Raw genomic sequence first — 21,487 nt, forward strand, 5'->3', positions numbered from 1 at the left:
GCGCGGGTGAAATGACGCATACCGGAATGTTCGCCGCCCGGGTTTCAATCCCTGTCCGGGGGCGGGAAGAGGCGCCGGTATTCTTCCATACTCAGGAATACCTCGCGGGGCCGGGTGCCGTCATAGGCGCTCACGAACCCGCGTGCCTCCATCATGTCGATGAGACGGGCGGCCCTGGTGTATCCCACCCGCAGGCGTCGCTGCAGCAGGGATGCCGAGGCCTGCCGGGCCTCAACCACCACCCGTACCGCCTGGGGGAACATGTCGTCCTCCATCTCGGGGGCATGGTCGCCCGTTTCCACCTGCAGGATGCCCTGGTCGTACTGGGGACTGGCCTGAGCCGCGCAGTGCTTCACCAGGGCTTCCAGCTCCTGCTCGGAGATGTATGCCCCCTGGGCGCGGATGGGCTTGGAGGCTCCCATGGGCAGGAAGAGCATGTCGCCGCGGCCCACCAGGCGCTCGGCCCCGGGCATGTCCAGCACGATGCGGGAGTCCACCTGGGATGCCACGGCGAAAGCCACCCGAGAGGGGATGTTGGCCTTGATGGTGCCCGTGACCACGTCGGCGGACGGCCGCTGGGTGGCCATGACCAGGTGGATGCCGGCCGCACGTCCCATCTGGGCCAGGCGCTGGACGGCCTCCTCCAGTTCCACCGGGGCGACGGCCACCAGGTCGGCCAGCTCGTCGATCACCACCACGATGAAGGGGAGGGCGGCGGAGGGGTTGCCGTCCTTGACCATGGCCTGGTTGTACCGGCCGATGTCGCGAACGCCCGCGTCGGCGAACAGGCGCCAGCGCTGCACCATCTCCTCGACCACCCAGCGCAGGACTCCGGCTGCCTTCTTGGGGTCGGCCACTACCGGCGCCAGCAGATGGGGAATACCGTCGAAGACGCTCAGCTCTACCACCTTGGGATCGACCAGGATGAACTTCACCTCGTGGGGACGGGCCTTGAAGAGGATGCTGGAGATGATGGCGTTCAGGCACACGCTCTTTCCCGAACCGGTGGCCCCGGCGATGAGGAGATGGAGGAGGCTGTCCAGGGTGGGGACGACGGGCCGGCCGGCCACGTCCTTGCCCAGGGCGATGGTGAGGGGCGAGGGGGACTGGGTGAACTCGGGGCTTTCCAGCACGTCACGCAGGGTGACCATGGATATCTGGCGGTTGGGCACCTCGACGCCGATGGCGGACTTGCCGGGGATGCGGGGCTCGATGCGCACGTCGGCAGCGGCCAGGGAGAGGGCGATGTCGTCGGCCAGGGTGGTGATGCGGGAAACCTTGACCCCCGGTCCGGGATGAACCTCAAAGCGAGTGACGGCGGGGCCCCGGCTCACCTCCACCACCTTGGCTTTCACCCCGAAGGAGGCCAGGGTTTCCTCGATCAGGCGGGCCTTGTCGGCGATCTCCCGATCGCCGCGGGGAGCCCGCTCGCGGGGTCCCTTCTCCAGGAGGTTGAGGGGTGGCGGCTGGTAGAGCTGCAGGTCCAGGGTCAGCTGGCGCTCGTCGGGCCCCCGGGCCCCCCGCCGGACGGCAGGGTGGGAGCCGGAGACCGAGAGTGTTGCCCCCGGGGCGGCGGTCTTAGCTCGGTCCGCCACCAGCTCCGGCGGCGAAGTGGCAGCCGCTGAGGCGGTGGGGGCAGCGCCGGGTGGCGGTGCGGGCGGCGGCACGGGCGACAGGGCGGGCAGGGCCGGGATCACAGGGAGCTCGCCGGCCGCTGGCGAGGCAATCTGGGGCGGTTCGGGTGCTTCCGGCACCTCCACGAAGAAGACCCGGCGCAGGCCGCGGGCCAGCCAGCTCCAGGCCCGCACACCCAGGCGGGCAGTCCGGGCAGCCAGTCTGAGGGACCCGGCCACGGTGGCGCCCGTGAGGGCCAGGGTGCTGGCCAGAGCAGCCGCGCCTCCCACCACCCAGGCACCCAGGCTGCCGAAGGCACGGGTGAGGCCCAGCCAGACCGTGCGGCCCAGCACGCCTCCCCCCATGCCCAGTCGGGCGGCTTCCCACTCCTGCCCGCCGGCGAAACGATTTCCCGAGAGGGCCCAGGCATGCATGGCCGCCGCCACCAGGAGGAGCAGCCCGGCGGCGCCCAGCCACCGCCGGGCTCCTGCGAAGCCGCGGTGGCGCCACACCAGGCCAGCCCCCAGCAGGAGCAGGGCGGCCACCAGGCCGTAGGAAGCATCCCCCAGCAGAAGGCGCAGGATGCGCTTCAGCCAGATACCCACCGGGCCGGCGGACGAGGGGAGGGTGAGGGCAATCAGCACCAGGCCCCCTGCTACCAGGGAGGCGATGCCCCAGAGGTCGTAGTGCAGGGCGTCGCGCGCCGGTCCGCCCCGATCCGGCTCTCTCCTCCTCTGCTTTCGTACCCGACTGGTGCTGGCGCTCTGGCGGCTCAACTCGGTCCCCCCAATATATGTTCGCCCCGGCTCTCCGGATTCCTGCCACCTATCGCCTCCCGTCCCAGTTGTACCCAAGAACCCCCTCAGAGGGGGCGGAGATAGGTGCTGGCCAGGGTGAGGATGCCCGCCGCCCAGCAGTAGTACGCGAAGGGCTGCAGGCGCCCCTGCCGGACCAGGCCCAGCATCCAGCGCACGCTCGCCACTCCCACCAGCGTGGCGGTGAGCGTTCCCACCACCAGCGGTGGCGCGGGGATGGTCAGTCCCCCGCTCCGCAGCACATCCAGGGCGTCCACGGCGGCGGCACCCAGGATGGCGGGGACGGAGAGCAGGAAGGAAAAGCGGGCAGCGGCGTCTGGTTCCAGCCCGGCGGCCAGCGCGGCAGCGATGGTGAGCCCGGAGCGGGAAAGGCCGGGTACGATGGCCAGCCCCTGGGCCGTGCCCACCAGGAGGGCCTGGCGTCCCCTCACCTCCAGGAGACGGGTGCGCCCCCGCAGGAGAGAGGGGGTAACGGCCAGGATGAGGCCGGTGAGGAGCAGGGCCCAGGCCGCCGCCCGGGGAGAGGCAAAGAGCTTCTCGAAGAAATCCTTGCCGGCCAGCCCGATCACCCCGGTGGGGATGAGGGCGACCACGATCATGGCCAGGAGCCGGCGCTCGCTCCCGCGCCGGCGCAGGCGCCTGCTTCCCGGCGGGGGACGTCCCACCAGCGCGCCCAGGAGGGCTCTCACGTCGGGCCAGAGGGCAATCAGGACGGCCAGCAGGGTACCCAGATGGACGGCCACCTCAAACGTCAGCCCGGGCATCTTCAATCCGGTCAGACTCTGCAGGATGACCAGGTGCCCGGAGCTGGAGACGGGAAGGAACTCGGTCAGGCCCTGAACGATTCCCAGGATCGCGGCCCAGGTGAGGGACACGTCGCCACCCCCCATCCGGCAACGGCCCCATTATAACCTGCGGGTACGCCAGAGGGCTACGGGTAGTGCGAGGAGGACCAGCAAACCCACGTAACCCGCCAGGGGATAGATGGTCACCACCAGGCGGGGGAAGCCCAGACGGCTGGCCACCAGCGCCAGGAGGCCCATCCCCACCAGTGACGCCGCCCTTCCCCTGCTGCCCCGGGGCCGGGCGGTACCACCCAGGGACAGGGCGGTGGTACCCCTGGCCCCGCGGGAAGGGCCAGCCCCGCCGGCCCGCCCGGAGGAGCCGTCACCCCCGGGCCGCCGGGGGGTGGAGGTCAGACGCCGCTCCAGGGCGAAGAGGTTGGCCACCGCCGTGGTGTATATTTCGGCGAAGAGAACCAGGGCGTACCCGGTGCGGGCCCAGGGCGGCAGGGTTGCCGCCGCCTCCAGCATGGGGATGGCCATGCCGGCCGACGAGGGGAGGCTGCTCAGCACGCCCAGGTGCACGACCAGAGCGGCAGCGCCCAGTCCCAGTCCGCCCAGGATGCCTCCCGCCGCCACCGTGCGGAAGGAGCGGGTGCTGGCGCCCAGGGGAGCCAGCACTCCCAGGGAGAGGAACAGGTTATACGAGGCGTAGAGGACGGTGGCCACCGCCAGGGAGGGGTGGGCGGCTGCCCCCGGCTGCCACCACGTCCACCCCGGCCACATGCCCCGGGCCAGGACGCTGGAGGCGGAGACCGCCAGCACGGAGGTGACCAGCACGGGTACCACCACCCGGTTGGCCGCCACCACCCCCCGCAACCCGAACGCCACCGTCCCCACGGCGGCCACCACCAGGACCGCCGACCCCAGCCAGCTGGCCAGGCCCAGATGCTCCTGGAACAGGGCTCCCGAGCCGGCGGTCATCACGGCGGTGCCCCCGAACAGCAGGAAGGCCATGGCCCCGTCCAGGACCCTTCCCGCCACCGGTCCCCCCAGGGTGAGGAGGGCATCCCCAAAGGAGGCAGCCCGCGTGCGCCTCCCCAGCTCGCACATGGCCGCGCCTCCGGCCATGAGGAGCAGGGCAGCCCCCATCACGCCAGCCGTACCCAGTCGCCCGAAATGGCTGAAGAAGCGCAGCACTTCCTGTCCGGAAGCGAAGCCGGCCCCCACCACCGTCCCCATGTACGTGGCCGCTATCCCCCAGACCGAGGGCCCGGGCGGGTGCGATGGCGGGCTGCCGGGGCGCTGGTGATGTTGCCTCAGGATGGCACCCCCCATGGCGATTGTAGGCCCGCGCCGGGCCCGGTATTCAGCGCAGGAGCTTACCCCCGCCCGGTATTCAGCGCAGGAGCGGCACCACCCGTCCGGGCTGCAGGTCGGGGCGCAGGAAGTCGGCCGGGTCGGTGGAGATGAGCCTCACCACGCGGGCCTGGGTGGCGGAAAGCGGCTCCACCAGCAGGCGCTTCCCGTGGTAGGTGATCTCGACGATCTCGCGGTCGTAGCTGCGGGGATCGACCATCACCGCTTCTTCCGCCATCGGCGTCCACAGCATGACCCTTCACCTCTGCTCCGGCGCCTGCGTGCGCTCCCTTTTCGCGGCGGCTCGTTGCTTCTTCGCGGCGGCGCGCCGCTTTTCCGCCGCGGCCCGGCGCCTCTCCGCTGCAGCCGCCTGCTTCCGCTCGGCGATCAGCTGCTCCAGTCTGACCAGGGCTTCGCGAAGGCCCCCCACTTCGTCTATGAGGCCAATGTCTACGGCATCCTTGCCCACCAGCACGGTGCCGATGTCGCGGGCCAGCTCGCCGGTGCGGAACATGAGCTCCCGGTATTTCTCTTCCGTGATGCGAGAGTGGCTCACCACGAACTTGACCACCCGGTCCTGCATCTTCTCCAGGTACTCGAAGGTTTGGGGCACCCCGATGATCATGCCGCTCAGCCGGATGGGGTGCACGGTAACGGTGGCCGTGGTGGCGATGAAGGAGTGGTCGCAGGCGATGGCCAGGGGCATCCCGATGGAATGGCCGCCGCCCAGCACCAGGGATACGCGGGGCTTCTTCATGGAGGCCAGCATCTCGGCGATGGCCAGCCCGGCTTCCACATCCCCGCCCACGGTGTTGAGGATCACCAGCAGTCCCTCGATGGATTCGCTTTGCTCGACCGCCACCAGCTGGGGCAGGACATGCTCGTATTTTGTGGTCTTGTTTTGGGAGGGGAGCAGGATGTGCCCTTCGATCTGGCCCACCACCACCAGGCAGTGGATGTTGCTGGGCACCCCGGGAACGGAGCTGTCCTCCGCCCAAGCTGCAGCCGGGGCCGGGACGGGCTTGTCGGGTGGGCGCCGGCGCCGGCGGTCCGGAGCGGGTGCCCGGGGAGCCGGCGCGGGCACCCCGGGGGCCGTGCCGGGTGGCAGCGGCCCGTTGGGCACTTCGCGCACCGGGATGGTGGTACCGGGTTCGGGTGATGGGGCCGGGTCGGGCTGGCTCACTCAACTCCTCCCATCGGTGACCGGGAGATGAGGCGCTACCGGGGCGCCGGACCTTAGTATCTCCCGCAGCTTTCGCCACGCGCGACGCCCCGGTGGCCGGTCGAAGCTGGAATCCGCATGAGACTATTGCCACCGCTGGGCTTTCCCTGTATAATGCCGGCCAGGGAGGACGGCAGGTTCCTCGCCCCGCTACCGGGCCGGTGGCACGGGCCGCCTGGGGGCGGGGGAATACGGCGGTAGGACGGTAGGGCGGTAGGGGCCGGCAGTGAAAGCTCTGGCACCCCCTACGGGTGCTTTGCGTTTCCGGACCCGCCGCGCGCCGCGGGGAGGTGGGTGTTGCGGCCGTGGGAGGCGACGTTGCGGTACGCGGAGTCCGGGGAGCTACGGTGATCCCATCTGACGTGGCTCTGGCCCCGGGGGCGGTGCGGGATTTACTCAAAGCCATGGTGGAGGCCAACGGGATCGCAGTGGAAGACCTGGCTGTGGTTCTGTTCAGCTTTCCCCCCGAACTGGCAGAGCTCCGGGCGGCGCAAGCCGCCCGGGAGATGGGCTGGGACCGGGTGCCCCTGTTCGAACTCGATCAGCCCGCGCGCGCGGACGACCTGCCCCGGTGCCTGCGGGTGCTGTTCCTCTGGAACACCCGGCGCTCCCAGGGGGAAATCGTGCACGTATACCGGGGCGAGGCGGCTCGCCTGCGCCCGGACCTGGCCGGTCGGCCGGCGGGAGAGGAGGAGACCCTGTCATGATCGTCGTCATGTTGGCCGGGGCCACCGAAGGGGAGACGGAACAGGTGATCGCGGAGGTCCGCGGCCGGGGGCTGGAGGCCCACGTTTCCAGGGGGGAGAAGTGCACCGTCATCGGGGTGGTGGGGAACACGGCCGACGTCGACCCCGACGACCTGGGCGCGCTGCCGGGAGTGGACCGGGTGGTGCGGGTGATGAAGCCCTACCGCCTCGCCCACCGGGAGGCCCGCCCGGAAGGGACGCGGGTGACCCTCAGGTGCGACGGCGGCAGCGTTACCGTGGGGGGCCGTGAGGTGGTGCTGGCGGCGGGGCCATGCGCGGTGGAGGACGAGCGCAGCCTGCTGGACACCGCCCGCGCGGTGCGCCGGGCGGGGGCGGTCATGCTGCGGGGAGGTGCCTTCAAGCCCAGGACTTCCCCCTACAGCTTCCAGGGCCTGGAGCGGGAGGGGCTCCGGATGCTGGCCCGCGCCCGGGACGAAACGGGGCTGGCCGTCGTCACCGAGGTCATGGCGCCCGAACAGGTGCCCCTGGTGGCGGCCTGGGCCGACGTGCTCCAGATCGGAACCCGCAACATGTTCAACTATCCCCTGCTCAGGGCCGTGGGCAGGAGCGAGCGCCCCGTCCTGCTCAAGCGGGGCATGATGGCCACCATTGAGGAGTGGTTGCTGGCGGCCGAATATATCCTGGCAGAGGGAAATCCCAACGTGATCCTGTGCGAGCGGGGAATCCGCACTTTTGAAGGTTTCACCCGCAACACGCTGGACCTGAGCGCGGTGCCGGTGGTGAAATCCCTTTCCCACCTGCCGGTCTGGGTGGACCCCAGTCACGGTACCGGCCGGGCCGATCTGGTGATCCCCATGGCGCGGGCGGCGGTAGCGGCCGGCGCCGACGGGTTGCTGGTGGAGGTGCACGGTTCCCCGGTCAGCGCCCGTTCCGACGGAGCCCAGTCCCTCACTCCCGATCAGTTCCACCGCCTAGTGGAGGAGTGCCGGCTGGTGGCGGACGCACTGGGCCGCAGCCTGGCCGCACCCCGCCTGGAGGTGGCCAGCCGGGAGGCGGCCAGCTGATGGACCAAGGCGGGGTCGACCCCTTCTTTGGCTGGAAAGAGCGGGCGGTGGCGGTGATCGGCCTGGGGCTGATGGGTGGCTCCTGGGCGGCGGCCGCCCGGACCCTGGTGGGGGGCCTGCAGGGGTGTGATCCTCTTCCTGAAGCGCGGGCGGGCGCCCTGGCCCGCGGGCTGGTCGATGCGGCCTGGGAGAAGCCGGGGCCCTGGCTGGGAGAGTGCAGCCTGGTGGTGATGGCGGTACCTCCGGGGGTCGCCGGAGGGGTAGCGGCGGACTGCCTGAGGTGGATGAAACCGGGATCCATCCTGAGCGACCTGTGCAGCGTCAAGAAGGTGGTGGTCGAGGAGGTGGGGCCCCTGCTCGGGGGCACCGGGGTGAGCTACGTGCCCGGCCATCCCCTGGCGGGGAGGGAGACGTCGGGCCTGGACGCGGCCCGGGCAGACCTCTTCCGGGGCGCCGCCTGCGTGCTGTGCGATCCCCTTCCCGCCGGGGAGGGGGAGGGAGCCTGGGGCCAGGTGGCGGAGCTGGTGCGGGCCATGGGAGCCCGGCCCTTGCGCCTGGGGGCGGCCGAGCACGACCGCCTGGTGGCGGCTTCCAGCCACCTGCCCTACCTGGTGGCGGTAGCACTGGCCCGGCTGGCCGGAGCCCTGGATGCCGGCGGGGTACCGGCCACCGCCCTGGTTTCCTCGGGTTTCCGGGATACCACCCGGGTGGCCCTGTCTCCGCCCCGGCTCTGGGCGGAGATCCTGGCAGGTAACCCGTGGCTGGGCGAGGTGGCCGGCATGCTGCTCGCCGAGCTGAAGACTCTCCTGGAGGCCACCCGGCAGGGAGGTGACGGGCTGGTGCGACTGCTGGAAGAAGGCCGGGCGGTGCGGGAGCTGATCGGGCGGCACCCGTCTGAGGAACCCGGGATGCCCCCAGTGGCCACCGGAGATTCTCCCCGGGGGGAGGGAGCGAGGTGAGCGCGGTCACGGTGCATCCGGCCGGGAGGGGCCTGGAAGGAACGGTGGAACTGCCCGGCGACAAGTCCATTTCGCACCGGGCGGCCGTCCTGGCGGCCATGGCCGAAGGGGAGTCTTCCATCGGAGGGTTTTCGCCCAGCGACGATTGCGCCCGTACGCTGGCGGCACTGCAGGCCATGGGAGTCCGGATGGACTGGCAGGACGCCGTCCTGGTGGTGCGGGGCAGCGGTCCCGCCTGGGGCGAGCCGGCCGGGGTGATCGACCTGGGCAACTCGGGGACCAGCATGCGTCTCCTGGCGGGGGTGCTGGCGGGAGTGGCCGGGTTCCGGGTGCTGGACGGGGACGATTCCCTGCGCCGCCGCCCCATGGGGCGGGTGGTGCATCCCTTGCGGGAGATGGGCGCACATATCGACGGGCGCCAGGAGGGCAACCTGGCTCCCCTGGCCGTCCGGGGCGGGCGCCTGACCGGGAGGGCCTTCACCCTGAACGTGGCCAGCGCCCAGGTGAAGTCGGGCCTGCTGCTGGCAGGACTGCTGGCCGCCGGTGAGACGCGGGTGGAAGAACCCCTTCCCACGCGCGACCACACCGAGCGCATGCTGCCTCTGGCCGGCGTCGCCGTGCGCCGCCGGGGGCGCGAGGTGGGGCTGGCCGGTCCCGCCCGTCTCCATGGTTTCGACGTGCGGGTGCCGGGTGATCCTTCGGCGGCGGCGTTCCTGGTGGTGGCCGCCTGCCTGGTGCCGGGAAGTCGCGTGATACTGCCCGGGGTGGGGCTCAACCCGCGTCGCACCGGCTTCCTGGGTGTCCTTTCCCGCATGGGTGCCCGGATCGAGGTGATGGGTGCCCCAGGGGCGGGCGGGCCCGCCCGGGGCGGCCCTGGTGGAACCGGCCCGGGCGAGCGCGCAGCAGGGGAGCCGGCCGGTGACCTGGAGGTGCGCGCTTGCGGGTTGCGGGCCACCGAGATCGGCCCCGAGGAGGTGCCCTCCCTCATAGACGAATTGCCGGTGCTGGCCGTGGCCGCCTGCGCCGCCCGGGGGGTTACCCGGGTGCGCGGGGCAGCAGAGCTGCGGGTCAAGGAGAGCGACCGCCTGGCGGCGGTGGCCGGGGAGCTCGGCCGTCTGGGGGCGCGCATCACGGAGCTGCCCGATGGCTGGATCATCGAGGGGCCCTGCCGGTTGCGGGGAGGCACGGTTTGCTCCCGGGGCGACCACCGGCTGGCCATGGCCTGGGCGGTGGCGGGCCTCATCGCATCGGATGCGGTGCGGGTGACCGGGGCAGAAGCGGTGGCGGTCTCCTACCCCCGGTTCTTCGCCCACCTGGATGCCCTGGGAGCCCGCATCGATACTGAAGACGACGGAGGCGGCGGGCATGGATGGAGGGGGTAAGTGCTTTCTCATCGGGTATCCGGTGTCCCACAGTCTTTCGCCGGTGATGTTCCAGGCGGCATTTCGAGCCCTGGGGCTGGACTGGAGCTATGAGGCCGTGCCCGTGCCTCCGGGCGGGGCGGGGGAGGTGCTGCGCGGCCTGGGGGATGAGGGGGCGCTGGGGGTCAATGTCACCATGCCCCTCAAGCAGGAGGTCCTCGCCCACGCCGCCCTGGTTACCCCGCGGGCACGGCTGGTGGGGGCGGCAAACACTCTTACCCTACTTCCCGGTACGGGATGGGAAGCTGACAACACCGACTGGCCGGGGCTGGGACGGGCCATCGCCGAGGTGGCAGACCGCGGCCGGCTGGCGGGGGGCCGGGGGGTGGTGTTCGGGGCGGGGGGCGCGGCCGCTGCGGCGGCATTCTGCCTGAGGGAAATGGGGCTGGCCGTGGTGGTGGTGAACCGGGACCGGAGCCGGGGGGAAGAGCTGGCCCGGAGGGTGGGAGGATGGTACCTGCCCTGGGGGGACGGGGCGCTCCCGGATGCCCTGGCGGGGGCGGCGGTGGTGGTGAATGCCACCCCCCTGGGCATGGGGGACCGGACCCCCGGGAGGGCCGGGGAAGGCCCCGGGAGCGCCGCCCCCGCGGGCAGGGGAGATTTGAGGGGAGATAGCCCGTTACCGGCGGAGGTGTCGGTCGCGCCTGGCTGCGTGGCCTGCGACCTGGTGTACCACCCCGTGGAAACGGAGTTCCTCAGGAGAGCCCGGGCGCAGGGCGCCCTGTTGGTCACCGGCCTGGCCGTCCTCCTCTGGCAGGGCGTGCTGGCCCTGGAGAGATGGACGGGCCGGGATGCGCCGGTGGGCGTCATGCGCGGAGCCCTGGAGGGCGCCGTGGAAGGAGGACGGGCGCCTTGCGTTACCTGACGGCAGGAGATTCCCACGGTCCCGGCCTGGTGGTGATCGTGGATGGAGTTCCCGCCGGCATCCCCCTGGTTCCCGCCCACATCGAGCAGGACCTGGACCGCCGCCGGGTGGGATACGGGCGGTCCGGCCGCATGGCCGCCGAGACGGAAGAGGTGCAGGTGTGGGGCGGCCTGTATCAGGGCCTGACCACGGGAGCTCCCCTGGGGATCCTCATCCCCAACCGGGTGGGAGCCAGGGTGGCGGGTCCCGAGGTCTACCGCATCCCCCGCCCGGGCCATGCCGACCTGGCCGGATTCCTGAAATACTCTCCTCCTGACCTGCAGCCCGTACAGGAGCGCGCCAGCGCCCGCGAGACCGCCGCCCGCTGCGCCGCGGGAGCGGTGGCCAGGAGGCTGCTGGAGGAGATGGGCGTGCGGGTATTCAGCCTGGTCACCGGCATCGGCAGCGCGGGCGGGGATGGCCGGCCGGGCCAGGAGGTCGAGGACGCCGTCAGCGGACGAGAGGTGGACTGGGACGATCTGGCTGCCCGAGCGGAGGCATCTCCCCTGCGCTGCCCGTGGGAGGACCGGGCCCGGGCCATGCGGGAAGAAATCGACAGGGCTATGAGCGCGGGCGACACCCTGGGCGGTACCTTCGTGGTGGTGGCCACCGGGGTACCCGCCGGGCTGGGGAGCTACGTTCAGGCGGACAGGCGCCTGGACGGCCGCCTGGCGGCGGCGGTGATGTCCATCCCGGCCATCAAGGGGGTGGAGGTGGGGATGGGTTTCGCCCTGGCTACCCTGGCGGGGTCGCATGCCCACGACCCCATCCTGCCCGGGCTGGGTCGGGCGGGCAACCGCGCCGGGGGCCTGGAAGGCGGGGTGACCAATGGCCAGCCCCTCCTGGTGAGGGCGGCCATGAAACCCATACCCACCCTGCCGGGCGGCCTGCCCTCCGTGGACCTGGTTACCGGGCAGGAGGCACAGGCACCCGCCCAGCGGGCCGACGTGTGCGCCGTTCCCGCCGCCGCCGTGGTGGCCGAAGCTGCCGTCGCCTGGGAGCTGGCCCGCGCCGTCCTGGAACGCTACGGAGGAGACCGGGTGGGGGATATCAGGGCGGGGCTCGGCAGATGAAGATCTACCTGGTCGGTCCCACCGGTGCGGGTAAGACCACCATCGGTCAGATTGTGGCGTCCCGTCTGCGCCTGCCCTTCCTGGATGCCGACGAGCTGATCGCGGTGCGGGCGGGGAAGTCCATCGCGGACATTTTCGCCCGTGAGGGTGAGCAGGGCTTCCGGCACCGGGAGAGAGAGGCGGTGCGGGTGATCGCGGAGCTGGGGAGCGCGGTGGTGGCCCTGGGGGGCGGAGCCGTCCTCGACCCGGGCGTCCGGGAGTTGCTGGGGCGATCGGGCCGGGTGGTGGCGCTGGAGGAGGACCCCGACGTCCTGGTGGAGCGCATCCGTCGCTCGCCCCGCCCGGGCCTCCCCGATCCCTCCCACCCCGCCTTCGCCGGCGAGGCCCGGCGGGCCGTATGCAAGCGGATGGATGCCGCGCGCGGGTTGGGTCCGGCGGTGACCGTGACCGGCCTCGGGCCGGAAGAAGCCGCTGCCCGGGTACTGGCTGATCTGGGCGCCGGCCTCCGCCGGCGCCCAGCCCCGGGCTCCTGGGAGATGGGGGTCCGGGCGGGCGGAGTGGAGTGCCTGGTGCGGGGGGAGCCGGGCGGGGTGGCTGGTGCCCGATTGGAGGCTCCGGGCCGGGGGGCTTCGGCCCTGCTGGTGGTGAGTTCCCCGCTGCCCTACTCTCTCTACGGGGCGCGCCTGGTAGCGCGGTGGAGGGAGCAGGGGCGGGCCGTGGGCGTGTCGCTCGTCCCCGATGGGGAGGGGGCCAAGAGGTCGCGCTGGTTGAGGTACCTGTGGGAGACCTGGGCCCGTCACCGGGCGGACCGGGAGGCCTGGGTGGTGGCCGTGGGCGGGGGTGCGGTGAGCGACCTGGCCGGCCTGGCCGCCGCCACCTATCTGCGCGGCATACCCTGGGTGGTGATACCCACCACTCTCCTCGCCCAGGTGGATGCCTCCCTGGGTGGCAAGGTGGCCATCGATCTGCCCCGGGGCAAGAACCTGGTGGGTGCTTTCTGGCAGCCGCGGGCGGTCCACGTGGATGTGGAGGTGCTGGGCAGCCTCCCGCCGCCCCAGGTCCGTTCAGGCCTGGCCGAGGTGGTGAAGGGCGCCGTCCTGGAGGGAGAGGACTTCCTCCGGCTCCTGGAGGCACAGGTCGACCGCCTGCTTGCGGCCGACCCGGATGTCCTCACGGAGGTGGTGCGACGCTGCCTGGCTCTCAAGGGGGCTCTGGTGGAGAGGGACGAACGGGAGCAGGGGCCACGCCAGCTTCTCAACCTGGGCCACACGGTGGGCCATGCCCTGGAGCGGGAGACGGGATGGGACCACGGCCGGGCGGTGGCGGTGGGCCTGGTGGCGGCGTGCGAGCTGGCCGGGGCCGGGGAGCTGGCCGCGCGGGTACGGACCCTGCTCCTGCGGCTGGGGTTGCCCGTGGCCATGCCGGCGAGACTTGCGGGCAGGGTGGAGCGGCGCATGGGATGGGACAAGAAGGTCAGGGAGGGCCAGCCCCGCTTCGTGCTGCCCCATAGCCCGGGGGAGGTGAGCTTTGGCGTGGCCGTGGAGACAGGACGGCTGCGGGAAGTCCTGCGGAGGCTGGAAGAGTGAGGCCGGGTGCAGGCAGGGAAGAGGGCGGCGCGAGCCAGGGCCAGGCACGGACCGGAAGAGGCGAGGAAGCAAGACGCGGTGGGGAGGTGAGGGCGGTGCGGGTGTGGGTGTTGCACGGGCCCAACCTGGGGGCTCTGGGGCTGAGGGAGCCGGCGGTGTACGGCACAGTCACCCTGGCGGAAATCGACAGGCGCCTGCAGGAACGGGGCCGGGAGATCGGCCTGGAAGTGCGCTGTGCCCAGTACGACGGGGAAGGAGAGCTGGTGGGTGCCATCCACCGGGCCGGTCGGGAGGCCGGAGGCCTGGTGATCAACCCCGGGGCGTACGCCCACTACAGCCTGGCCATCGCCGAGGCCATCCGGGCCATCCCCATCCCCTGCGTGGAGGTGCACCTGAGCAATATCTGGGCGCGGGAGTCCTTCCGCCACACCCTGGTTACGGCGGGGGCCTGCCGGGGTGTCATCGCCGGGCTGGGGGTGCATGGATACCTGCTGGCCCTGGAGGCGATGGCGTCCCTGGCCCGGACGTAGCCGGGTTGCCCGCCGCGCAGTTGCGGCCCCCCGCACCCCGGCGGCGGATAAATGCCTCCGGGCTGGTGAAACTACTGCCAGATGGCCAGCAGGGGAGCGGTGCCGGGGCCCCGGAGACCGCGGTGCCGGGGCGCCGCAGACCGTTTCCCCACAAGAGGAGGTGAAGCGGGTGGCAGCCCAGATGCGGGGTGCGCAGTTGAGCGCCCTGGAGAAGTACTACGCCGAGGAACAGCTCAAGCACGAGCGGTTGTGCCTCACCAAGTGCAACACCTTCGCCAGCCAGGTGCAGGATCCCCAGCTGCGGGAGGTAATCCAGAACCTGGGGCAGCAATGCCAGCAGCACGTGCAGACCCTGAGCAACCTGCTGCAGCAGAGCGGTTTCACGCCTCCGCCCTAAGGGAACGCGGACCCCTACCCCCGCGGGCCCTGGGTGTGCAGGGCGAGGCCGTAAGCGCTCGCCGGTGGAGCGAGAAAGGAGAATCAGGATGCCGTTAGGCGGTATGAGCGACCGGGACATGCTGGGGGATCTCCTGTCCACCATCAAGGCCATGTCCAGCACCTATCACGTGGCCATTCTGGAGTCTGCCAGCAATCAGGTGCGGCAGACCATGGAGACCCTGCACGACGATCAGATCAACCAGGCCAAGGCCCTGTTTGACGCCATGCAGGCGCGGGGCTGGTACAAGGTGGAACCTGCCCGTCCCACGCCTCCGGGCTAAGCGGCGACCGGTTCCCCGGGGTAGCGGCCCACGATGCGTACGGGCGTGCCCAGGGGAACCAGGTCGTACAGTTCCTCCACGTCTTGGTTGTACATACGGATGCAGCCATTGGAGATCCAGTGCCCGATGCTCCAGGGCGCGTTGGTACCGTGGATGCCGTATCGACCCCAGGGGACGTCCAGCTCCATCCACCGGGTTCCCAGTACCGCCCACTCCGGATGTTCCACCTTGAATACCACGTGCCATTGCCCGCGGGGGGACGGGGTGGAGGGACGCCCCACGGCGCAGGGGTACAGCCTGTGAAACCTGCCCATGCGGAAGAAGGTGAGCAGGCACGCCTGCACATCGATGACGATCTCCGGGGCCTCCGCCGCCAGTACCCAGTGCCGGGGCCGGAACACGTGCGGTCACCGTCACCAGCATATGCGACCGGGAAGGGATGGGCGGCCTAGCGGCGCCATACCAGCCCTGAGCCCAGCACGCACAGGGCGACGGTGACGATCACGCCCGCGGACACCAGGAGACTCTCCTGCCAGCCGATGGTGCCCCGGTACGCGACCCCCACGAAGGTCAGCACTGCCAGGGCCACCAGGGCGGCGAATACGGCCAGGGCATCGGCACCCGGAAATTCCATTCGCGAACCCACCACCCGGTAATGCTACCACACGCGGCCGCCCTTGCCCAGATAGACAGATCTTTCCTCGCTGGGCTAAAATAGCGCGGGGAACCGGGAGGGGGGTGCGCCGGTGAGCGCGGAACTGAAGATGGGGATGGAGCTGGAAGGCGAGGTGGAGGTCAGGGCGGAACCCAAGAGGGAGGCTGGATCGCGAGGCAGGGGATTGGTGCTGGTGTACACCGGGAACGGCAAGGGAAAGACCACGGCCGCCTTTGGCCTTGCCCTGCGCGCCGTTGGGCACGGCGAAGCGGTGTATGTGGTCCAGTTCATGAAAGGGCCGGGGCGCACATATGGAGAAACGGAGGCGGCCCACCGGTTTCTGTCCGAATGGTTGACGGTGGTGCAGTCGGGTCGGGACCACTTCGTCGATCGCACCAGCCCCGCCGAAGAGGACCGGGAGCTGGCCCGGCGGGGGATGGAGCTGGCGCGGCGGGCCATGCTTTCCGGACGCTATCAGCTCATCATCCTGGACGAGGTCAACGTGGCCGTCGATTTCGGTTTGCTCTCCGTGAAGGACATCCTCGACCTCCTGGATGACCGTCCCCCGGACGCGGATGTGGTGCTGACGGGACGCTACGCTCCTCCCGAGGTGATGGCCAGGGCTGACACCGTTTCCGAGGTGCGGGAGATCAAACACCATTATCGTCAGGGAGTGGCGGCCAGGGCGGGCATCGAGTTTTGAGCCAGGGGTGGTACCATTTGCCTGCAGGGGGAAAGGGGTACGGGGGCGAACCACAGAATACTTTCCCCTGACAGGAGGAGAACGGCTTGACCGGCGACGTGCGCGACGTGCAGAGGGCGGCGTCCCGTACAGCCCGGCCCCGGGGCAGGCAGACGACGCCCGACGTGGTGGTGGAGGCCTGGGATCGTTGCGCACCCCAGTGGGCGGACTGGGTCCGCTCCGGGCGCGACGGCGACCGCGAGTGCCTGCTCGATCCGGTCATGCTCAGGTGGCTGGGGAACCTGGGGGGTGCGCGCGTTCTGGACCTGGGTTGCGGCGAGGGGTATTTCAGCCGGGTGATGGCGCTGCGGCAGGCCAGCGTGGTGGGAGTGGACATTTCCCCGGCCATGATCTCTCTGGCCCAGGCAGAGGAGCAGAGACGCCCCCTGGGCATCACATACTGCCTTGGGGACATGACCGACCTGGCCGTGTTCGGCAAGGAGACCTTCGATGCGGCCACGGCCTACCTTTCCCTGTCCGACTGCATTGACCATCAGCTGGCGCTCCGGGAGGCGGCCCGCGTCCTCAAGAAGAAGGGACGCCTGGTGTACTGCCTGCCCCACCCCTGCTTTTTCACCCCGGGCGCGTCCTGGGAGCCCAGGGACCGCCTGCGGGTTTCGGGCAGCGACCACGACAAGCTGCACTGGAAGGTGGACCGCTATTTCCACCGGGAACGGGTGGATTGGATGGTGTACCCCAACCTGCCCGCCGGTACCCCGCACTTCCACCGCACCCTGCAGGACTATCTGGATGCCACCCGGGATGCCGGCCTGCAGGTGACCGCTATGGTAGAACCGGTGCCCTCCAGGCAGCTTCTGGCGGAAAGCCCCAACTGGGAGAAGTATCTGCGCATCGGCTTTTACCTGGCGGTACAGGCGGAGAAAACCCATTAGGGTGAAGGAGGGAGTGGCGTGTCGCAAGAAGCGCCCGTCGTGCGCGCACCGCGGGGGCTCGCCCTGTCCTGCCGCGGGTGGCAGCAAGAAGCCGCCCTGCGCATGCTCATGAACAACCTGGACCCCGAGGTGGCGGAGAAGCCGGCCGAACTCATCGTGTACGGGGGGACGGGGAAGGCGGCCCGCAACTGGGAGTGCTTTCACGCCCTGGTGCGGTCCCTGCGCGACCTGGGGGAAGACGAGACCCTGCTGGTGCAGTCGGGTAAACCCGTGGGCGTATTCCGCACCCATCACCTGGCTCCCCGCGTGCTCATCTCCAACGCCATGCTGGTGCCCGCCTGGGCTACCTGGGAGAACTTCTGGGAGCTGGAAGAGCAGGGTCTGACCATGTTCGGGCAGATGACGGCCGGATCCTGGATATACATAGGGACCCAGGGCATCCTGCAGGGCACCTACGAGACTCTGGCCGAGCTGTCCCGCCAGCACTTCGGAGGTACCCTCAGAGGGAAGCTGGTGCTCACCGCCGGCCTGGGGGGCATGGGGGGAGCCCAGCCTCTGGCCATCACCATGAATGAGGGCGTGGGCATCATCGTGGAGGTGGACCCGGCCCGCATCGAGCGGCGGCTGCGCACGGGGTTCTGCCAGCGTCAGGCTCCCCTGGACGAGGCCATCCGTCTGGCGGCGGAGGCCAGGGAGAAGGGCGCCCCCCTCTCCGTAGCCGTGCCCGGGAACGCCGCCGACGTGTACCCGGAGATGGTGCGGCGCGGGGTGATCCCCGACGTGGTCACCGACCAGACCTCGGCCCACGATCCCCTGGGTGGATACATCCCCCGCGGGCTCACGGTGGAAGAGGCGGCCGGGTTCAGGCGGCGCGACCCGGAGAGCTACGTGAAGCGGGCTTACGAGAGCATGGCGGCGCACGTGCAGGCCATCCTGGACATGAAGAAGAGGGGAGCCATCGCCTTCGATTACGGCAACAACCTCAGGCAGGGGGCCTTCCGGGCGGGGGTGGAGCACGCCTTCTCCTATCCGGGCTTCGTGCCCGCCTACATCCGGCCCATGTTCTGCGAGGGGAGGGGACCTTTCCGCTGGGTGGCCCTGTCGGGCGATCCCGCGGACATCCACGTCACCGACGAGGTGGTGTGCCGGGAGTTCGCCGGGAACCAAACCCTGGTGCGCTGGATCCGCCTGGCCCAGAAGCAGGTGCCCTTCCAGGGGCTGCCGGCCCGGGTGTGCTGGCTGGGGTACGGGGAGAGGGCCCGCTTCGGGCTCCTCATCAACGACCTGGTGCGGCAGGGCAGGATCAAGGCTCCCATCGTCATCGGCCGTGATCACCTGGACACCGGATCGGTAGCCTCGCCCCGCCGGGAGACCGAGGGGATGAAGGACGGCTCGGACGCCATCGCCGACTGGCCCATCCTCAACGCCCTCCTGAATGCAGTGAGCGGGGCTTCCTGGGTATCGGTACATCACGGGGGAGGGGTGGGAATCGGGTATTCCATTCACGCCGGCATGGTGGTGGTGGCCACGGGCACGCAGGAGGCCACCTGGCGGCTGGAGCGGGTCCTCGATACCGACCCCGGCATCGGGATCGTGCGCCATGCCGACGCCGGGTACGAGAAGGCCATCGAGACGGCTCGGGAAAAGGGGATCCGGATACCCATGCGTTGAGGGGGGGCACGGGAACTTGGAGTTCGATCTGGCACCCGAGCAGAAGCAGATCAGGGACCTGGCCCGCGAGTTCGCGGAGAAAGAGCTGGCGCCCGGAGCCGCGGAAAGGGACCGCGCCGGGGAATACCCGCAGGAACTCATAGACAAGATGGCGGACCTGGGGTTCTTCGGCCTTCCCGTTCCCGAAGAAGAGGGGGGAGCGGGGGCCGGCTATGTGAGCTACGCCATCCTGGTGGAGGAGCTGGCCCGTGCGTGCGCGGCCACCGCCCTCATGATCGCCGCCCATACCTCCCTGGGATGCGGCGCCGTGCACCTTTACGGCACGTCCGCCCAAAAAGAGCGCTGGCTGCAGCCGGCGGCCCGGGGCAGGATGCTGCTCGGATTCGGGCTCACCGAGCCCTGGGCGGGGTCGGACGCGGGGGGCGTGCGCACCCGGGCCCGCCTCCAGGACGGCGAGTGGGTCATCGATGGCAGCAAGGTGTTCATCACCAGCGGGGCGCGGGCGGGAGCCGTCATCGTGGCGGCGGTGACCGACCCGGAAGCGGGTCCCCGCGGCATCTCCACCATCATCGTGCCGCGCGAATCTCCGGGATTCCGGGTGGGCAGCATCTTCGACAAGTTGGGGGTCCGTGCTTCCGAGACGGCCGAGCTGGTTTTCGAGGGGTGCCGGGTCTCGGGGGAGAACCTGCTCGGCCAGCGGGGCCGGGGCCTGGCCCAGTTCCTGAGCGTGCTGGACGGCGGGCGCATCGCCATCGGAGCGCTGTCCGTGGGGGTGGCCCAGGCCTGCTACGATGCCGCCTCGCGCTACGCGCGGGAGCGTTACCAGTTCGGCCGGCCCATCGCCGCGTTCCAGGCCATCTCTTTCCGCCTGGCGGACATGGCCACCCGTATCGAACTCGCCCGCTGGGCGGTATACCGGGCGGCCTGGATGCGCGAGCGGGGGATTCCCCACACGAAGGAGGCGGCCATGGCCAAGCTCTTTGCCTCGGAGACGGCCATGGATGCCGCCCGCGACGCCGTGCAGATTCACGGCGGGTACGGGTATACCCGGGAGTACCCGGTGGAGCGTTACTTCCGCGACGCCAAGATGCTGGAGATAGGGGAGGGTACCTCGGAGATCCTCCGCCTGGTCATCTCCCGGCAGCTGGGATTGGGTGGTGACAGGGGGTGATCTGACTTGGCCGGTAGGGTAGCCCTGGTCCTTCGTTCACCCGGCCTGCGGGCCGCGGCTTCCCAACTGCTGGCCGAGACAGGCGAAGACGCTCTGGTTTACGCGGGCGCGGAGTTTCACCCCGAGCGGGTGGTGTCCCGCGCCCTGGAGGAGGGGGCTGCGGTGATGGTCGCCCCTCCTCCCCTGGCCCGCGGGCTGCGGCAGGTTGGACTCTTGCCCGTGGTGGAGGTGGAGGCCACCTCCTTTGAGTTGCTGGAGGCGCTGGGCCGCGCCCGCCAGGGCGGGCGCCCCATCGTGCTGGTCCACTACTCCCGCGCGGGCCCCGATGCGGGCGTGCTCTCCCAGGTGGCTGGGGTCCCGGTCACCTGTCTCTCCCTGCCCCGGGACGCGGGCAAGGTGAGGGAGCACCTGGAGAAGGTGGCGCCGGGATCGGTGGTGGTGGGCGGCGAGACCACCGTGAGCCTGGCCGCTGGGTTGGGACTGGCGGGGGTGGCGGTCACGCCGGGAAAGGCGGCCCTGGAGGAAGCCCTGAAGAGAGCCCGGGCAGTCCTGGCGGCCCTGGGGCAGGCCACCGGGGGTATGGCCGGAGGGGGAGGCCTGGACGGTCCCGCCGGTGCCGGGGGCGGCGACGGGCCGCGCGGGCCCGGCGATATGGCGCCGCAGGAGATACCGGTGCGGGAAGGGGAGGAAATGAGGCCTCCGTGGGAAGAAGTGGTGGCCGGCAGCCCGGCCATGGACCGGGCGGTAGCCCTGGCCCGCCAGATCGCCGCCAGCCTCCGTCCCGCCCTGGTGTGGGGGGAGCTGGGGGCGGGCAAGAGCTTCATGTGCGCGTACATGCATTGCCACGGGCCCCTGGCGGGCCAGCAACTGGTGGTAGTTTCCTGCGGCGGCAGTCCCCACGCCTTGAAGGACAGGCTGGGGAGGGTCACGGATAAGGGCAACTCGTTCCAGGGAACCCTGGTCCTGGAACAGGTCGAGGAGCTCCCGCCCGAGTGGCAGGCGAGCCTGCTGGGCCTTCTCGAGCAGGAAGAGGGCGGTGTGCGCGTGCTGGCCACCACCAGGGGAAAGCTCAAGCAGGCCGTGGACGAAGGGCGGTTCCGGGAAGACCTGTACTGGCGGCTGAGCGAGCTGCAGCTGCGCGTCCCCCCTCTGCGCGAGCGCCTCGAGGACCTGGAACCCTTGCTGGCGGCCTTCTGGACCGAGCTGGCCGGACAACCTCTCGACCTGACGGCTCCCGGCAGGCAGCGCCTGCTGCGCTATCGCTGGCCGGGAAACGTGCGCGAGCTGCGCAACTTCGCCCACCGCTACTTCCTGCTCTGGAAGGGGTTGCCCCTGTTCCCGCCCGAGGAGCGCGAGAAGATGGCCCTGGATGACTTCCTTTCCGCCGTGGAGGAGGAATCCCTGCGGGTTCCCATCCAGGTGGTGCCGGGCACCATGGAGAGCATGCAGGCCCAGATCATGCACGAGATGGCCCGCCGCATCAAAGGGAGCAAGGCAGAGGTGGCGCGGCGGCTGGGGATCAGCCGTACCACCCTGTGGAAACGGCTGAAGGAAGCAGGACGGGCCACCGCCGGCGGAGAAGGGATATCGTAGGCTGGCG

At 70.6% G+C, this 21,487-nt stretch carries 22 protein-coding genes; 15 read left to right on the plus strand and 7 right to left on the minus strand.

Annotated elements, in window-relative coordinates; all coding sequences use genetic code 11:
- Nucleotides 1–44 precede the first annotated feature (44 nt).
- From QME70_01010 to QME70_01030, 5 genes are all read right to left on the minus strand, one after another.
- Nucleotides 45–2,390, minus strand: a complete 2,346-nt coding sequence (locus QME70_01010; protein ID MDI6893187.1) for a DNA translocase FtsK — start codon at nt 2,388–2,390, stop codon at nt 45–47.
- A gap of 86 nt (nt 2,391–2,476) precedes the next feature.
- Nucleotides 2,477–3,304: an undecaprenyl-diphosphate phosphatase gene (locus QME70_01015; GenBank protein MDI6893188.1), complete on the minus strand. Its 828-nt coding sequence runs from the start codon at nt 3,302–3,304 to the stop codon at nt 2,477–2,479.
- A gap of 30 nt (nt 3,305–3,334) precedes the next feature.
- Complete coding sequence (locus QME70_01020) at nt 3,335–4,453, minus strand: hypothetical protein (protein ID MDI6893189.1); 1,119 nt, start codon at nt 4,451–4,453, stop codon at nt 3,335–3,337.
- A 157-nt stretch (nt 4,454–4,610) separates the two neighbouring features.
- Nucleotides 4,611–4,823: a YlzJ-like family protein gene (locus QME70_01025; protein ID MDI6893190.1), complete on the minus strand. Its 213-nt coding sequence runs from the start codon at nt 4,821–4,823 to the stop codon at nt 4,611–4,613.
- Between the two features lie 6 nt (nt 4,824–4,829).
- Complete coding sequence (locus QME70_01030) at nt 4,830–5,753, minus strand: ATP-dependent Clp protease proteolytic subunit (GenBank protein ID MDI6893191.1); 924 nt, start codon at nt 5,751–5,753, stop codon at nt 4,830–4,832.
- A 344-nt stretch (nt 5,754–6,097) separates the two neighbouring features.
- On the opposite strand from QME70_01030, the gene QME70_01035 reads away from it, so the two are divergent.
- The 10 genes from QME70_01035 (at nt 6,098) to QME70_01080 (ending at nt 14,755) form a co-directional block, all read left to right on the plus strand.
- Nucleotides 6,098–6,499, plus strand: a complete 402-nt coding sequence (locus QME70_01035; protein ID MDI6893192.1) for a chorismate mutase — start codon at nt 6,098–6,100, stop codon at nt 6,497–6,499.
- Nucleotides 6,496–7,563, plus strand: coding sequence for a 3-deoxy-7-phosphoheptulonate synthase (aroF, locus tag QME70_01040; protein ID MDI6893193.1), 1,068 nt, complete (start codon nt 6,496–6,498; stop codon nt 7,561–7,563). Before QME70_01035 ends, aroF begins: the two co-directional genes overlap by 4 nt.
- The gene (locus QME70_01045) at nt 7,563–8,522 is read left to right on the plus strand and encodes a prephenate dehydrogenase (protein MDI6893194.1); all 960 of its coding nucleotides are present in this window, start codon (nt 7,563–7,565) and stop codon (nt 8,520–8,522) included. The genes aroF and QME70_01045 overlap by 1 nt, the downstream gene beginning before the upstream one ends.
- Entirely contained in the window at nt 8,519–9,904 is a 1,386-nt protein-coding gene (gene aroA / locus QME70_01050) for a 3-phosphoshikimate 1-carboxyvinyltransferase (protein ID MDI6893195.1), read from the plus strand. The genes QME70_01045 and aroA overlap by 4 nt, the downstream gene beginning before the upstream one ends.
- Complete coding sequence (locus QME70_01055; GenBank protein MDI6893196.1) at nt 9,888–10,808, plus strand: shikimate dehydrogenase; 921 nt, start codon at nt 9,888–9,890, stop codon at nt 10,806–10,808. Before aroA ends, QME70_01055 begins: the two co-directional genes overlap by 17 nt.
- Nucleotides 10,796–11,920 carry a chorismate synthase gene (aroC, locus tag QME70_01060; protein MDI6893197.1) on the plus strand — a complete coding sequence of 375 codons (1,125 nt, stop codon included), beginning with the start codon at nt 10,796–10,798 and terminating at the stop codon, nt 11,918–11,920. The genes QME70_01055 and aroC overlap by 13 nt, the downstream gene beginning before the upstream one ends.
- Nucleotides 11,917–13,506, plus strand: a complete 1,590-nt coding sequence (locus QME70_01065) for a bifunctional shikimate kinase/3-dehydroquinate synthase (GenBank protein MDI6893198.1) — start codon at nt 11,917–11,919, stop codon at nt 13,504–13,506. The genes aroC and QME70_01065 overlap by 4 nt, the downstream gene beginning before the upstream one ends.
- A 95-nt stretch (nt 13,507–13,601) precedes the next feature.
- Nucleotides 13,602–14,036, plus strand: a complete 435-nt coding sequence (gene aroQ, locus QME70_01070; GenBank protein ID MDI6893199.1) for a type II 3-dehydroquinate dehydratase — start codon at nt 13,602–13,604, stop codon at nt 14,034–14,036.
- Nucleotides 13,987–14,433 (plus strand): spore coat protein, encoded by a 447-nt coding sequence (locus tag QME70_01075; protein ID MDI6893200.1) that lies wholly within the window; start codon nt 13,987–13,989, stop codon nt 14,431–14,433. The genes aroQ and QME70_01075 overlap by 50 nt, the downstream gene beginning before the upstream one ends.
- A gap of 88 nt (nt 14,434–14,521) precedes the next feature.
- Nucleotides 14,522–14,755, plus strand: coding sequence for a spore coat protein (locus tag QME70_01080; GenBank protein ID MDI6893201.1), 234 nt, complete (start codon nt 14,522–14,524; stop codon nt 14,753–14,755).
- Here the strand turns inward: QME70_01080 and QME70_01085 are convergent.
- Both QME70_01085 and QME70_01090 read right to left on the minus strand, forming a co-directional pair.
- Nucleotides 14,752–15,156 carry a L,D-transpeptidase gene (locus QME70_01085; GenBank protein ID MDI6893202.1) on the minus strand — a complete coding sequence of 135 codons (405 nt, stop codon included), beginning with the start codon at nt 15,154–15,156 and terminating at the stop codon, nt 14,752–14,754. The genes QME70_01080 and QME70_01085 overlap by 4 nt on opposite strands.
- 47 nt (nt 15,157–15,203) lie before the next feature.
- On the minus strand, nt 15,204–15,389 hold the full coding sequence (locus QME70_01090) for a hypothetical protein (GenBank protein ID MDI6893203.1): 186 nt from the start codon (nt 15,387–15,389) through the stop codon (nt 15,204–15,206).
- A gap of 112 nt (nt 15,390–15,501) precedes the next feature.
- On the opposite strand from QME70_01090, the gene cobO reads away from it, so the two are divergent.
- From cobO to QME70_01115, 5 genes are all read left to right on the plus strand, one after another.
- A complete protein-coding gene (cobO, locus tag QME70_01095) occupies nt 15,502–16,113 on the plus strand; it encodes a cob(I)yrinic acid a,c-diamide adenosyltransferase (protein ID MDI6893204.1) in 612 nt (203 codons plus the stop codon).
- Nucleotides 16,114–16,199: 86 nt separating this feature from the next.
- Entirely contained in the window at nt 16,200–17,045 is an 846-nt protein-coding gene (locus tag QME70_01100) for a class I SAM-dependent methyltransferase (GenBank protein ID MDI6893205.1), read from the plus strand.
- An 18-nt stretch (nt 17,046–17,063) separates the two neighbouring features.
- Nucleotides 17,064–18,716: a urocanate hydratase gene (gene hutU, locus QME70_01105; GenBank protein MDI6893206.1), complete on the plus strand. Its 1,653-nt coding sequence runs from the start codon at nt 17,064–17,066 to the stop codon at nt 18,714–18,716.
- A gap of 16 nt (nt 18,717–18,732) precedes the next feature.
- The gene (locus tag QME70_01110) at nt 18,733–19,887 is read left to right on the plus strand and encodes an acyl-CoA dehydrogenase family protein (GenBank protein MDI6893207.1); all 1,155 of its coding nucleotides are present in this window, start codon (nt 18,733–18,735) and stop codon (nt 19,885–19,887) included.
- A 6-nt stretch (nt 19,888–19,893) separates the two neighbouring features.
- Nucleotides 19,894–21,480 carry a sigma 54-interacting transcriptional regulator gene (locus QME70_01115; GenBank protein ID MDI6893208.1) on the plus strand — a complete coding sequence of 529 codons (1,587 nt, stop codon included), beginning with the start codon at nt 19,894–19,896 and terminating at the stop codon, nt 21,478–21,480.
- Nucleotides 21,481–21,487: the final 7 nt, after the last annotated feature.

Source organism: Bacillota bacterium, assembly GCA_030019365.1.
Taxonomy (GTDB): domain Bacteria; phylum Bacillota; class Sulfobacillia; order JACIYH01; family JACIYH01; genus JACIYH01.